At 68.2% G+C, this 14,455-nt stretch carries 11 protein-coding genes; 7 read left to right on the forward strand and 4 right to left on the reverse strand.

Translation table 11 applies throughout. From position 1 onward, the window contains the following. Positions 1–9: 9 nt before the first annotated feature. Positions 10–903: a helix-turn-helix domain-containing protein gene (locus AAW51_RS06935; protein ID WP_047194027.1), complete on the reverse strand. Its 894-nt coding sequence runs from the start codon at positions 901–903 to the stop codon at positions 10–12. Positions 904–1,169: 266 nt separating this feature from the next. Between AAW51_RS06935 and AAW51_RS06940 the strand changes: the two genes are divergently transcribed. Next, complete coding sequence (locus tag AAW51_RS06940; RefSeq protein ID WP_053013394.1) at positions 1,170–3,452, forward strand: glycosyl hydrolase; 2,283 nt, start codon at positions 1,170–1,172, stop codon at positions 3,450–3,452. A gap of 13 nt (positions 3,453–3,465) precedes the next feature. Here AAW51_RS06940 and dinB read toward each other — a convergent pair whose 3' ends face one another. Then, on the reverse strand, positions 3,466–4,674 hold the full coding sequence (gene dinB / locus AAW51_RS06945; protein ID WP_047197509.1) for a DNA polymerase IV: 1,209 nt from the start codon (positions 4,672–4,674) through the stop codon (positions 3,466–3,468). 187 nt (positions 4,675–4,861) lie between these two features. On the opposite strand from dinB, the gene AAW51_RS06950 reads away from it, so the two are divergent. The 5 genes from AAW51_RS06950 (at position 4,862) to AAW51_RS06970 (ending at position 12,036) form a co-directional block, all read left to right on the forward strand. Continuing rightward, positions 4,862–5,308 (forward strand): ACT domain-containing protein, encoded by a 447-nt coding sequence (locus AAW51_RS06950; protein ID WP_047194028.1) that lies wholly within the window; start codon positions 4,862–4,864, stop codon positions 5,306–5,308. Positions 5,309–5,801: 493 nt separating this feature from the next. Beyond that, entirely contained in the window at positions 5,802–7,532 is a 1,731-nt protein-coding gene (locus AAW51_RS06955) for a type I secretion system permease/ATPase (RefSeq protein ID WP_053013395.1), read from the forward strand. Between the two features lie 136 nt (positions 7,533–7,668). Beyond that, positions 7,669–9,018 (forward strand): HlyD family type I secretion periplasmic adaptor subunit, encoded by a 1,350-nt coding sequence (locus tag AAW51_RS06960; protein WP_047194029.1) that lies wholly within the window; start codon positions 7,669–7,671, stop codon positions 9,016–9,018. 171 nt (positions 9,019–9,189) lie between these two features. Continuing rightward, positions 9,190–10,503 (forward strand): calcium-binding protein, encoded by a 1,314-nt coding sequence (locus AAW51_RS06965; protein WP_053013396.1) that lies wholly within the window; start codon positions 9,190–9,192, stop codon positions 10,501–10,503. Positions 10,504–10,875: 372 nt separating this feature from the next. Then, a complete protein-coding gene (locus tag AAW51_RS06970; protein ID WP_047194030.1) occupies positions 10,876–12,036 on the forward strand; it encodes a mechanosensitive ion channel family protein in 1,161 nt (386 codons plus the stop codon). 48 nt (positions 12,037–12,084) lie between these two features. Here AAW51_RS06970 and AAW51_RS28980 read toward each other — a convergent pair whose 3' ends face one another. After that, positions 12,085–12,285, reverse strand: coding sequence for a hypothetical protein (locus AAW51_RS28980; RefSeq protein WP_083438136.1), 201 nt, complete (start codon positions 12,283–12,285; stop codon positions 12,085–12,087). Positions 12,286–12,331: 46 nt separating this feature from the next. Here AAW51_RS28980 and AAW51_RS06975 point away from each other — a divergent pair, with 46 nt between their 5' ends. Then, complete coding sequence (locus tag AAW51_RS06975) at positions 12,332–12,697, forward strand: VOC family protein (protein WP_047194031.1); 366 nt, start codon at positions 12,332–12,334, stop codon at positions 12,695–12,697. 55 nt (positions 12,698–12,752) lie between these two features. Here AAW51_RS06975 and AAW51_RS06980 read toward each other — a convergent pair whose 3' ends face one another. Further along, on the reverse strand, positions 12,753–14,378 hold the full coding sequence (locus AAW51_RS06980; RefSeq protein WP_083438137.1) for a carboxylesterase/lipase family protein: 1,626 nt from the start codon (positions 14,376–14,378) through the stop codon (positions 12,753–12,755). Between the last annotated feature and the right edge of the window lie 77 nt (positions 14,379–14,455).

Here is a 14,455-nt window from a genome sequence, read left to right on the forward strand (position 1 = left end):
GCACCGCCTTCAGGCGGCGACATTTTGCGTGCGCCGGAACGCTTGTGGCGACATGCCCGACCAGCGCTTGAACTGCCGGCTGAAGTGCGCCCCGTTGGCGTAGCCCAGCTGCTCGCTCACCTGCGCCACGCTGAGCTGCGTGTTGAGCAGCAACAGCTTGGCGCGGCGCAGCTTCAGGCTCGATCGGTAGTGCTGGGCCGACATGCCATAGACCTGCTTGAACAGTGCGTTGCCATAGTCCGGCGCATAGCCCAGCCGCCGGATGGCCGCCTCCAGCGGGGTCTCCTGCGCACCTTGGTCGACTTCACGCTCGATCAGCGCGGCGAGGCTGGCGGCCGTCTGCAGGGCGGCCTGCGGCAGTGCTGGCGCCTGCTCGACGCGGGCCTCGCAGGCGACGGCGAGTGCCGCGAACAAACCGGTCAGCGCGGCGCCCATGGCCAGTCGCCAGCGCAGTGCCGAGTCGGCGGGCCCGACCTGCAGCGCCGCCATGCGGTCGAGCCAGGGCCGCACCTCCTGCATCGCGGGCTCGTGTGCACACCACACGCGCGTGCCGGCCAGGCACAACAGACGCCGCAGGTCGATGTCGTCGACATCGAAATGCAGGCAGTAGAAGCGCGACGCAACATCGGTCGACGCCGCATGCGCCTCGAAGGGTGTGAGCAACAGCAGGTCGCCCGGGCCCTGGGTCAGCGTGTTGCCCGTGAGCCGCACCTGTTGCTCGCCCTCGAGCAACAAGCACAGCTCGAAGTACGGATGGTCGTGGCGCGGATAGCTCCAGCCCTGCGGCACGTCGGCCCGATGGGCACCACTGAGCATGAAGGCAGAACTCAGTTCGGGCTGCTCGACCAGTTCGAGTTCGGGGCGGGGTGTCGGGAGGCGGTAGCTCGGCTGTCGCACATGCATGGGGAACGTTGGAAACGGGTCGCACAGACGGTGAGGCGGCCCAATCTAACAAGCAAGATCGGGCGCACCGGCGACAGCCGGTTTCACTTTGTACCGGTCGCCACGCGGTTTTGGGGACACCTGTCTCGCCTTAGGACATCGCTTCCGCCGGTCCACCCTCGCAAAATTTCCAGGCTTTGCCCGGCGCTGCCGGCCCAGCCCCAAGGACACACGGAACGCGCGCCGGCAAGCGGCACGTCGGGCCCCACAACGAGGAGCAATTCGTCATGGACATCAGGTCCGGTTTGAAGTTGTGCATCACCGCGGCCGGAGTGGCCGCCTTGACGCTACAGGCCGCCGTCGCGGCCACCGTGCCGGTCGGCGCCGGCAGCTACACCGACACCTTGCCCGCCGGGCAGAAAGGGCCGTCGAACAAGGCTGGCGTGCCGGTCAGGCCCAAGGTGACGGCCGATTTCACCGGGCCGGTGCAGACCAACAAATGGTGGTCTTCGCTGATCTGGCAGTTCGATCCGGAAGACGCGCCCAACCCCTGGTCGTCGCCGATGTTCCCGCATCCGCTGTCGGTGCAGGCCTTCCAGAACGGACTCGGGCTGAGCTACAAGACCACGCCGGCCCTCAACAACGAGTACCACTACCACTACCGAGCCGAGGACCTGCGGGTCGGCCTGGCCGGCCTCAACTCGCCCGACACCCGCGTGGCCAAATACTCCGACTGGTCGGTGGTGGCACGCTGGAGCGGCGCGAGCAGCCTCGACGCCACCATCACCAAGGGTGTGCCCTTCGTCTTCTTCACCCGCCAGGGCAACGCCGATGCACAGGTGAACGTGACCTCGGGCTACCAGGGCACCTTCTACAACCAGCGCGGCGTGCTGGGCATCGAGGTCAACGGCCACTACTACCTGCTGTGCGCGCCGACCGGGTCGAACTGGTCGTCGGGCCCGCCCTTCACGTCCAGCCTGTCGGGCAAGAACTACTTCACGGTGGCGCTGCTGCCCGACAAGTCGCCCGCCACCATCGAGCTGTACCGCAAGCACGCCTACGCCTTCATCACACACACCCGGGCGCAGTGGCGGTACGACGAGGCCAACGCCGAGATGAACACCACCTTCACGTTCACCACCGAGCTGAAGGAATCGGGAAATGGCAACCTCAATTACACCTTGTTCGGCCTGTACCCGCACCAGTGGAAGAACAGCGCCGACCCCGTGACGCCGCTGCGCTACGTGTCGCCGCGCGGCGAGATGCGGGTGCGCGCGGGCAACTCGATGCACACCAAGATGAAGTTCAACGGCGTGCTGCCGACGCTGCCCGATGCCGGCAGCTACGACCGCAGCCGTCTCGCCGCCTATGTGCAGGACGCCTACCTGAACGACACCTATATCTCGCACACCGACACCTACTGGGGTGGCAAGGACGCCGGCCGCCTGGCGCAGCTGGTGTGGATCGCCGACCAGGTGGGCAACAAGGCCGCACGCGACAACTTCATCCGCGCGTTGAAGCTGTCGCTGGAGGACTGGATGCATGCCGACGCCGGTGGCGACAACCGGGGCCTCAAGCTCTATTACGACCGCACCTGGAACACGCTGATCGGCTACCCCGCTTCGTTCAACTCCAACACCGAGCTGAACGACCATGACTTCCACTACGGCTACTGGATGATGGCGGCCGCGACGGTCGCGCATTTCGACCCGGGCTGGGCCGCGCAAGACAAATGGGGCGCGATGGTGGAGTTCTGGATGCGTGACGTCGCCAACATGGACCGCAGCGACACGCGCTTCCCCTTCATGCGTTCCTTTGACGTCTACTCCGGCCACGACTGGGCCAACGGGCCGGCGTTGTTCGCGTCGGGCAACAACGAGGAATCGTCGTCGGAGGCGATGAACTTCGCCACCGGCGTGGCCTTGTGGGGCGCCGCCACCGGCAACAAGCGGCTGCGCGACATGGGCATCTTCCTGCACGCGACGATGACGCGGGCCATCGAGCAGTACTGGTTCGACGTCGACCAGAACGTCTTCCCGGCGTCGTTCCAGCACGACGTGGTGGGCATCGTCTGGGGCAGCGGCGCCGCCTATGCCACCTGGTGGACCGCCAACCCCGAGGAGATCCACGGCATCAACTTCCTGCCCATCACCGGCGGCTCGCTCTACCTAGGCCGGCACCCGTCCTACGTGAAGCGCAACTACGACGAGCTGGTACGACGCAACGGCGGGCCCGAGAGCGAATGGGTCGACGTGATCTGGAGTTTCCAGGCCTTGGTCGACCCCGCGGCGGCGCTGGCCAAGTTCGGTGCGGGCAACTATGCCAGCGAGGCCGGCGAGAGCAAGGCCCACACCTACCACTGGCTGCACAACCTGAACGCGATGGGGCGGGTGGACACCGGCGTGACGGCCAACGTGCCGACCCACGCGGTGTTCAACAAGAACGGCGTGCGCACCTATGTGGCGTACAACCCGAGCGGCGCCGCGCGGACGGTGCGCTTCTCCAACGGCGCCTGCCTGCGGGTGCAACCGAAGCGGATCGGACACGGGGCGGGGACCGATCCCTGCTGATGGATGACGCCCGTCAGAACAGCGGCAGCGTGTAGGCCGCCGGCGGCTCCTCGGTGGGGGCCGCCGTGCGGCGCGGTCGCGGCGACGGGACCGCGTCACGCCGGCACAACGTGCCGACCCGCACGCCCAGCAGCCGCAGCCGGCGCTCCAGCGGCACGCGTTTCAAACACTGCCCCGCAGCCTGCCGGATGAGCGCCGCGTCGCAGGTGTACTCCGGCAACGTGAGGTCGCGGGTGACGGTCTTGAAGTTGTCATAGCGCAGCTTCAGGCCGATGGTCTTGCCGAGGTAGCCCTTGCGCACCAGATCGTCGGCGACCTGTTCGCACAGCCGCGTGAAGATGCGGCTCAACTGCTCGCGGTCGAGCCGTGCATGCAGGTCGCGTTCGAAGGTGGTTTCGCGGCTCAGCGACTTCGGCTCGCTGTAGGTCACCACCGCCCGCTCGTCGCGTCCGTGCGCGGCGTGGTGCAGCCAGGTACCGTAGCTGATGCCAAAGTGGCCCACCAGCCACTGCGGGTCGGCAGCCGCCAGGTCGCCGATGCTGCGGATGCCCAGCGCTTCGAGCTTGGCGCTCGCCTTGGGGCCGATGCCGTTGATGCGCTTGGCCGGCAGCGGCCAGATGCGGTGCGGCAGGTCGGCCAGCGTGACGACGGTGAGGCCGTCGGGTTTGTCGAGGTCGGAGCACAGCTTGGACAGCAGCTTGTTCGGCGTCACGCCGATCGAGCAGCTGAGCCCGGTGGCGCGCTGCACATTGTTCTTGATCGCCTGCGCCACCGCCCGCACACCGCCCATCGCATCGTGACCCACCGGCTCGTCGATGCCCGGCACCTCGCTCAGGTCGATATAGATCTCGTCGATGCCGCGGTCTTCGATCTGAGGCGCGACCTCGGCCACGGCCGCCTTGAACAGCCGTGAGTAACGCCGGTACTCGTCGAAATCGGTCGGCAGCAGCACGGCGTCGGGTGCCAGGGCCGCCGCCTTCATCAAGCCCATGCCCGAGTGCAGGCCGTAGGCGCGCGCCTCGTAGGTGGCCGTGGTGATGACACCGCGGCCGGCGTAGTCGCGCAGCACCGCGACGTCGCGCTGGCCGTCCTCGCGCAACACCGGCTGGTGGCGTCGGCCGCCGCCGATCACGACCGGGCGTCCGCGCAGCTCGGGATAACGCAACAGCTCCACCGACGCATAGAACGCGTCCATGTCGAGGTGAGCGATGTAGCGGGGCATGGGCGGGCGCGGCCGAACGGTGGGGCACGACGTGCTGCGGCGGGCTGCCAAAGGCGCCGCCATGCAGCACTGTCATTTTGTACAGTATAAGGGCTGCAGGTCGCCTGGCAAGCCGCGCAGCGTGAGCGTGAGACGGCTTCGACCGGTGCCAGAATCCAGCCCTTGCTTCTGATGCGGGCATGCTGCCATGGAATCACCTTGTTCTCCCAGCACTCCGGTCTCCGATCTACAAGCCCTGTTGGCGTCGCTCGAGCCGACCCTGCAGGACGGCATGTATGTGTTCGCCTCGTTGCCTGCAGGGAGCGGTTGGTTGGGCGTGGTCGAGCCGCTCGCCACCTTCCGCGAGCGCGAGGGGTTGAGCGTGGTGGTCGAGGCTTCGGTGGCGGAGGCAGCGGGGTGGCCGGTGCTGTTTCGGGCCGCATGGATCACGTTGAGCGTGCATTCCGATCTGCATGCCGTCGGCCTGACCGCGGCCGTCTCCACAGCCCTGACCGAAGCCGGCATCAGCTGCAACATGGTGGCTGCCGCCTGCCATGACCACTTGTTCGTGCCCTGGGATGCACGACAGGCGAGCCTCGAGGTATTGCATGCCTTGCAGCGAGAGGGGAGCGCACGGCGTGTCGTGCCGGCTTGATGGCGCCGTCGTCGACGACTTTGCGCGCGCTGGCTGCCGTCCATAGCGTGCAACCCACCGGTCGTCGGCGTGGTGGCCACGGCCTCATCTCGTCGCTCATGACGCTGCATCTTCATGGTTAACTTTCCCTTCTTCTGCTGCTCAACTTCGACCTGCATGGCAGTCGAAAAGAGTGCGGCGAAAAACCGACGGTAAGCCTGCATCGCTTGGGTCCACCCCAAGACACCCCTGCGTGTATTTCCCGGTGGCAGGCTCGAAACCGACCGCTACTATCCGCACCTGTCGGGCAGGGCTCGAGGCCAGCACCGGTGCGGGAAAGTGGCACACCACACAATCCGACGTGATCGGTCTCGAATGCGTGCGAGCAGTTCAGCAGCAACTCTCCGGCGCCGACCTATCGCGAACCCTGTCCCCTTAGTGGGGGGGTAGCGAGGGGTGCGGCGGTAGGCGATGCTTCTCGGCGTCGTTTTGATCACCCCTGCAGGGGACCTACATGAACTGGCTGTTCTCACCGCGTCTGCGTCCTTTCATCACGCTGGCTGCCGGTGCGTCGCTGTTGCTGAACCTTGCCCTGGTGGTGCCGTCGATCTACATGCTCGAGGTGTTCGACCGCGTGTTCACGAGCCGCAGCATCGAGACGCTCGTGATGCTGACGGCTTTGGCCCTGCTCGCGCTGGGGCTCGGCTTTTGCATGGACCGCGCCCGCGCACTGCTGCTGGCCCGCGCCGGTCGTATCGTCGACGAAACCTTGTCGCCGCAGGCGCTCGCCGCCACGCTGCGCGACGCTGCCACCGGCCGGCGCAGCGCCGACCGCGCCGCGATGCAAGACATCGCGCGGCTGCGCGGCTTTCTCGCCAGCTCGGCGGTGTTTGCGCTGTTCGATGCGCCGTGGCTGCCGATCTACCTGCTGGTGATCTTCGCGCTGCACCCGGCCCTCGGGGCGGCCGCCGTCGTTTCGGCGCTGGTGCTGTTTGCGCTGGGCCTTTACACCGAACGCCATGTCAGGGCCGACACCGAGCAGGTGGTGGCCCACGGTCGCGCTGCCGGTCAGCAGGTCGAGGCCCTGGCGCGCAACGCCGAAGTGCTGCTGGGCATGGGCATGCTGCGCAACGCGATCGCCTTGTGGCATGGCAAGCACGAGCAGGCCATGGGGGCACAGCAACGTGTTGGCGATGCATCGGCGCTGCTGTCGGCACTCGGGCGTTTGCTGCGCCAGCTGGTGCAGGTCGGCATGTTGGGCCTGGGTGCCTGGCTCGTGATCACCAACCGCGCCTCTCCGGGGATCATGATCGCCTCGACGGTCCTGATCGGCCGGGCGCTGCAGCCGGTCGAGCATTTGATTTCCGGCTGGAAGTCGCTGGTCGAGGTGCGCGGTGCATGGGGTCGGCTGCAGGCCCAGTGGGTCGATGCGCCCGAGGAGCAGAGCTTGCGGCTGCCGCCGGCGCGCGGTGCGCTGAGCCTGGAGCAGGTCAGCTTTGTCGTCGACCCCGCCCGCGGGCCGTTGATCAAGCGTGTCAGCCTGTCGGTGGAACCGGGCGAATGCCTGGGGCTGATCGGCCCCAGCGCCTCCGGCAAGACCACGCTGGTGCGCTTGATGCTCGGGCTGCGCACGCCGCATGCCGGCAGCGTCCGGCTCGACGGGGCCGACCTGGCCAGCTGGCCGCGCGAGCAGCTGTGCGGAGCGGTCGGCTATTTGCCGCAAGACGTCGAGCTGTTCGCGGGCACCGTGGCGCGCAACATCGCCCAGCTCGGTGAGGTGGACTCCGAGCGGGTGGTGGCGGCGGCTCAGCTGGCCGGCGTGCACGAGATGATCTTGCGGCTGCCCAAGGCCTACGAAACCGAACTGGGCGAGGGCGGCTGCGTGTTGTCGGGCGGGCAGCGCCAGCGTATCGCGTTGGCGCGCGCCGTCTACGGTTCGCCCCGGCTGGTCGTGCTCGACGAACCCAATGCCAACCTTGATAGCGAAGGTGAAGACGCGCTGGTGGCCGCCATCGACAAACTCAAGCAGGGTGGGGCCGCGGTGGTGCTGGTGTCGCACCGGCCGCCATTGATGCGCCATGCCGACAAGCTGGCCGTGATGCGCGAAGGCGCCCTCGAGATGTTGGGCCCGCGCGATCAGGTCCTGGCCCGGCTCAGCGGCAACACCGTGCACACGCTGCGCCGTAACGCCGACGCGCCGCCAGGCATGGCGGGGGGGCGCGATGTGCAGGGAGTGCCGGCATGACACATCCGGAGTCCACCTCACCCTTCGCTGGCGAGTGTGAGGACCCCGAGGTGGAGGGCCGCGTCGTACAGCTTGTGTTCGAACCCGGCCCCCACGACGGTGCTCGCACCGCAGTACGCAGCACGGAGATGACCGAATGAACGCATTGGTTCCCACCGGCCCCGCGGGCCAGGTGGCCCTGTCGTCGCTGTTGGCGCAGGCCCAGCCCGATGCCACCCACACGGCGACCCTGCGCGGCTTGCGGCGCCGCGTCTGGGTGCCGGTGGCCGTCGTGACGGCTGCGATCGCCGCATGGTGCAGTTGGGCGCCGCTGTCCGGCGCCGTGGTCACCGCAGGGCTGGTGCAGACCGAGTTGGGCCGCAAGGTGGTGCAGCATCAAGAAGGTGGCATCGTGCGCGAGGTGCTGGTGCGCCAGGGGCAGACGGTGCGCCGGGGCGACCCGCTGGTGGTGGTGGCCGACGTGCGCAACGACGCCGCCTTCGAGATCCTGCGCAAGCAGCGCGACGGCGAGCAGCTGCGCATCGAGCGCACGCGGGCCGAGCTCGCGCTGCAGGCCAGCGTGAACTGGCCCACCGGCACCGCCGCACCGGGCGACACCCAGCTGCGCGAGCGGCAGTTGTTCGAGACGCGGCGTCGCGCGCTGCAAGACGAACTGGCAGCGATGCAGTCGCAACAGCGCGATGCCCAGGCGCGCGTCGTCGCGCTGACGGCGCAGCTCGAAGCCTCGGGCCGCACGGCCGCCCTGGCCCGCGAGGAACTCGACATCAACCGCCCGCTGGCCGAAAGCGGCTTCATCCAGAAAACCCGCTTGCTCGCACTCGAGCGCGGCGTGGCCGACTTGTCGAGCCGCGTCGAGGCCATCCGCGGCGAGATCGCCGAAGCGCGCATGCAGGCGAACGCGATGGGCCACGCGATGGCACAGGCGCGTGGTGTCTACCAGCAGCGCGCCGCCGACGAACTCAAGGAAGCCACCGCGCGTGTGCGGGAACTCGACGACCGTTTGCGTGCCTCGCAAGACCAGGTCGAGCGGCAGACGGTGCGGGCGCCGGTCGACGGCACGGTGATGGCCTTGCGCGTGAGCGCCAGCGGCACGGCGGTGGGCCCGCGCGAGCCGCTGCTCGAGATCGTGCCGTCGCGGGAGAACCTGGTGGTCGAGTTGCGCATCGACCCGCACGACATCGAGCATGTGCGCCCGGGCGCCGAAGCCGAAGTGCGACTGTCGGCCTTCGACGCGCGCACCACACCGCTGCTGCCGGCACGCGTGATCTCCGTGGCGCCCGACGCGGTCACCGACGCCAACACGCAGAAGTCCTGGTACACGGCGCAGGTCGAGGTCCAGGCCGGCGAGTTGGCGCGCCATCGCGAACTGCGCCTGCAGGCCGGCATGCCGGCCGAGGTTTTCGTGACCACGCCGCCGCGCAGCCTGCTGGAGTATCTGCTCGAGCCGGTCGGCGTGTTCGCCCGGCGAGCGCTGCGAGAGCCCTGACCCCGGGCCCGTGGCGCCACACCCCATTGCCTCCCGCAGGGCGGCCGCACCCGCAAGGTCGGTGCACCCCGAGGGATGCGATTGTTCCGGAAGGCAGGCCGGCTGGAGAGGCGGCGCTGCAGCAAAACCGGATCTGTTTCGTTCTACATCATTTCAACTCAGGAGGTTCCCATGACGATCATCAACGGTACCAGCGCGAGCGAAGCGCTGAACGACACCAGCGCCGACCCTTTGTCGACGCTGAATGCCAACTGGTCGTTGGGCGAAGACACCATGACCGGCGGCGCTGCCGACGACACCTACCACGTCAACTCGTTCGGCGACCGGGCCATCGAAGGCTCCGACGGCGGGCAGGACACCGTGGTGTCGCGCAGCACCAGCCACACGCTGGCGCGCAACATCGAGAACCTCACGCTCGACAACACCCCGACCCTGCAGGTGCGCCTGCCTGACGGCGGCTACGACATGAGGGCGTCGGCGGTGAACGGCGCCGGCAATGAACTCGACAACGTCATCAAGGGCAATGACCGCAACAACAACCTGTCCGGCCGCGACGGCAACGACAAGCTGTTCGGTCGCTTCGGCGATGACGTGCTGAACGGCGGCAACGGCAGCGACATGCTCGATGGCGGCGAAGGCAACGACGTCCTGCTGGGAGGCAGCGGCAACGACTTCCTGCACGGCGACTGGGGTGACGACTCGCTGCAAGGCGGCGCCGGCGACGACCTGCTCGACGGCGCTGGCGGCGTCGACACGATGGTCGGCGGCACCGGCAACGACCGTTACGTGGTCGAGCGGGCCGGAGACAAGGTGGTCGAGAGCCTCGCCACCGGCGGCCACGACCATGTGCTGGCCTCGTTCACCTACACCCTGACGGCGAATGTCGAAGACCTGACGCTGCACGAGGTGGCGGGCGGCATCAATGGCCACGGCAATGCGGGCGGCAACACCCTGGTCGGCAATGCCGGCGACAACCAGCTGTTCGGCCATGGTGGCAACGACGTGCTGGACGGCGGCTTCGGTCGCGACCTGCTGGACGGTGGCACGGGCAACGACCATCTGAAGGGCGGCCCCGGCGGCGACACGCTGACGGGCGGCACCGGCGCCGACCGCTTCGAATTCCGCGCAGCCGGCGACAACCAGGCGGCCACCATCACCGACTTCTCGCATGCAGACGACACCATCGTCCTGAACCAACTGCTCGACTGGGGCCTGGCCGGTGCGGTGGACGGCGGGCTGCAGGGCTTGAAGTTCGTCGACGGCAACGCTGCCGGCCACGCGCTGTCGGCGCCCTGGTTCTTCAAGGGCTCGGGGTACACGGGCGGGCAGGCCGACAACTTCTGCGGCATCTATGTCAACACGACGGATGGCCAGATTTGGTACAACCCGACGACCGCCGACGGTGGTGATTCGCTGCTGATCGGTCGCGTGTCCACCGATGCCGCCCGGGGGCTGGACTCGACCGATTTCGTGTTCGGTACCTGAGTCGACGCATGACGGACGGTGTGCCCCGCACACCGTCTCCCAGTCTTTCTACACGGTTTCTACACGGCCTGCCCCACGCCCGCGTCCCCGCGGTGCGGGGGCTGCCCGGCAAGGGCGTCGACACACGCCCTTGTTTGTCCTGTTCGCGGCGCCCGCCGCGACGGCCCCGCCACCGGTCCTCGTCGGGCCGCACCGGCAAGGACCGTTTTTTGCCTCGCTGAAGACAACACACCTGTGCCGCGACATGCGGCTGGCCCACGCACGGTCCGAGCGCCGCCGCTGAGCGCCAGCACCGCGGTCGGGCGCCCGCCGGCGTTGCCCGGGCCGTGGCGCAGCGGCAACTTCCTGTCACATTGGGAAAGGAACTCCTGCATGCGAGGTGAAACGTTATTCGATTGGTTTTCGACGACCACGCTGCTCGGGCTGTCGCTGAGCAACTGGTTGCTGGTGATCGCCGCCAGCGTGGGCAGCTATCTGGTGATGACGCTGGGCCTGCGCTTCGCGCTCAGCCGGGCCCGCCGGATCGCGGAGCGCCGCCGCGGCCAGGGCCTCGACGACGCGGTGGTCGAGTTGCTGGAAGGCACCAACCGCTGGCTGATCCTGCTGGCCGCGGTGCTGATCGGCGTCAGTCTGCTCGATCTGCCCGAGCGCTGGGCCGCGCGGGTCGGCCAGCTGTGGTTCATCGCCGTGGCCCTGCAGTTCGCCTTGTGGGGCAGCCGTGCCATCGGCGTGCTGCTGCGGCGCTACGAAGCACGTCATTCGTCCTCGGCGATGACGCAGGTGAGCGCGTCGGCCACCTTGATGTCGTGGGGCCTGCGCACGGTGCTGTGGGCGGTCGTGCTGCTGGCCATGCTGTCCAACCTCGGTGTCAACATCACCGCCTTTGTCGCCAGCCTCGGCGTCGGCGGCATTGCCGTCGCGCTGGCCGTGCAGAACATCCTCGGTGATCTGTTCGCGTCGCTGTCGATCGCCGTCGACAAGCCGTTCGAGGTGGGCGACTTCGTGGTGGTCAACGGCAGCTCGGGCACGGTGGAGCACGTGGGCCTGAAGAGCACGCGCATCCGCAGCCTGAGCGGCGAACAGATCATCATGTCGAACACCGACCTGCTCAAGCAGACCATCAGCAACTACAAGCGTCTGAGCGAGCGGCGCATCGTCTTCAAGTTCGGCGTCACCTACGACACCGCGCCTGAGCAGGCCGAGCAGATCCCCCAGATCGTGCAGCGCATCGTTGCGTCGTCCGACAAGCTGCGCTTCGACCGTGCCCACCTGCAGTCTTTCGGCGAAAGCTCGCTCGACTATGAAGTGGTCTACATCGTGCTCGACCCGAGCTACAACCTCTACATGGATCTGCAGCAGATGATCAACCTGGAGTTGATGCGAGAACTGAAGAAGATCGGCGTCGACTTTGCGTTCCCGACGCGCACGGTGATCGTCTCGAACGCGGTGCAAAACGCGGCGTCCGGCGTGCCGGCCGCTGCGCCGGCGCCTGCCTCGGCGCTCACACGCCAGGGGGCCGCGCGGGTCGTCTGAGCGGCCGCAACCGGGGGGGACCGGGCCACAGCGGCGGGCCGGCCCGCCTCAGGCGTCCCCTACCGTCACGGTCACCCTGCCGGTGCCGTCGCACTCGGGGCAGGACTGGCCGTTTTCGCTGCGCCCGCTGCCCTTGCAACGCCGGCAGGTGTTTTCGGCGGTCTGGGAGGCGTGCGGTGAGGTTTCGTCGCCAGGGCGCGGCTGGTCCTGGGTCGAGGGCTTGGGAGCGTCGGGAGATCCGGTGTTCATGGCGCTGGTCGAGCAATGGCCGTTCCCGCCGCGTAGGAGGTGAACCATGGTGGAGACCTACGGACTGACCCATGTCGGGCTCGCGGTGCGCGACCCGCAACGCTCGATCGCCTTCTACACGGCGGTGTTCGGCGTACACGAGTACTTCCGTGACGAGCAGCAGATCCAGGCGCTCGGCCCCGGGCCCCATGACGTGCTCGCCTTCGAGCGCAACCCGGCGCAAGCGGGCCGGCCGGGCGGCATCTCCCACTTCGGCTTTCGGCTGAAGCGCCCCGAGGACCTCGACCTCGCGGTGGCCGACGTGCTGCACGCGGGCGGGGCGTTGATCCGGCGCGGCGAGTTCTGTCCCGGTTGCCCCTACGCCTACGTCCAGGACCCGGACGGCCACGAGATCGAGATCTGGTTCGAGTGAGGCACGCGGGGCCTTGCGCGCCGCCCTCCGTCTTGCGCGCAGGCCCTGTCGCCTGTTATGCGTCCGGTGTCCACACCTCGCAGTGGTGATCCTCGGCGAAGTCGGTGGTCAGTGTGGTCCCCGCCGGCGCGAGCCGGAAGAACACGTCGCGGTCGTCATAGGCCGGCCAGTTCGGCGTCTGCGTACCGTTCGGTGACCCGGTGCGAGCGAAGTGTGTCCACTGTGTCGCCATGCTCGCCGCCAGTTGCTGCCGGGACGTGTCCAGTGCCGCATCGTTCGCGTTGAACAGAAACTGGATCTCGGCGGCATGGTAGGCCAGGTAGGGGAAGCTCACCGGCGGCTGCAGGAATTGCGGCGCCTCGCGGTCGTCGAATTCATAGGCATACACCGGCACGTGGGACGACAAGCTGCGCGCCAGCGCCCGCCCCGGGCAGGCAAAGCGCAGGTCGGTGTTCATGGCGCTCAACGCCAGGCTGGGGCTGCCGCCGTAGGCACTGCTCGGGTACAGCGACAGCGCTTGTTCCGCCGTCACGCCGGTGCCGGTCACCGCCAGCGCCGCCGCCGCCGGATAGCCGGCCTCGGTGAGCGGGGCACCGGTGTTGATCTCGGTGATCCCGACGAACACCGTGTGCTCGTCGTGATTGGAGCCGAGCAGCACCGGAACCTTGTTGAAGGTCCCGGCCGGCACCAGCTGGCGGGGGCTGCCCGGCAGCAAGGCGCCGTCGACGTTGGGGGCGAAGCGGTCGGGCTGTTTGTCGACGATGGTGTCGGGGCTCAACGCGCGCAGACAGGCGTCGACCTCGGGGCCTTCCGGGCAGCCGAGCGCCGCTGCCGTTTGTACACCCGCCGCTTGCGCCTGCGCTGCGGTCGGCGGGTTGGCAAAGCCGCCGCTTTGCACGATGGCCTTGTCGAACAGGCCGGCTGCCAGCGGCGACACCAGCTGCGCCTGGACGCTGTAGGCGCCGGCCGACTGGCCGGACACCGTGACGTTGCGCGCGTCACCGCCGAAGGCCGCGATGTTGTCGCGCACCCATTTGAGCGCCAGTTGCTGATCCATCAGCCCATAGTTGCCCGAGCGGCCGCTGCTGTCGTTCAAGGCCGGGTGGGCGAGAAAGCCGAGCACGCCGAGCCGGTAGTTGAGCGTGACCACGATCACGTCGCGTTCCACCAGACGGGTCGGCGCGTAGTTGTTGCTGCGGCCCAGGTAGTAGGAGCCGCCGTGAATCCACACTATCACCGGATGGGGGCCGGACCGCTTGGGCGCGTAGACGTTCAGGTAGAGGCAGTCTTCCTGGCCGCCTGGATAGCCGTAGCGCAGCGGTGCGGTGTCGGGTTGCGGGCAATGAGGCCCGAAGCGGCTGGCGTCGCGCACGCCGTCCCATGGCGTCGGCGGCTGCGGCGGCTTCCAGCGCAGCGCACCTTGGGGCGGCGCAGCATAGGGAATGCCCAGCCAGGCCCGCTGGCCATGTTGTTCGACACCCTGCAGGCGGCCTTTGTCGATGCTCACCTGCAGCGGGCTTTCGGTGCTGCTGGCCTCGTCGTCGTCACCGCCGCCGCAGCCGGCCAGGGCGCCGCCCAGCATCATGGCGGTGGCCCATGCGAGGGCAGGTCGGCCGGGCTGCCGATGAAGTCGTTGTCCAGCCGCTTGCGTCGGCACGACCGCGTGGGAAAAGTCGCTCATGATTGTCTCCCGTCCAGTGCCCGCACCGGGATCGGCCGGGCGGCCGCCACACGGCCCTGGCCGCTAGAGACAGGGGC

Source organism: Caldimonas brevitalea, assembly GCF_001017435.1.
GTDB classification, from domain to species: domain Bacteria; phylum Pseudomonadota; class Gammaproteobacteria; order Burkholderiales; family Burkholderiaceae_C; genus Caldimonas; species Caldimonas brevitalea.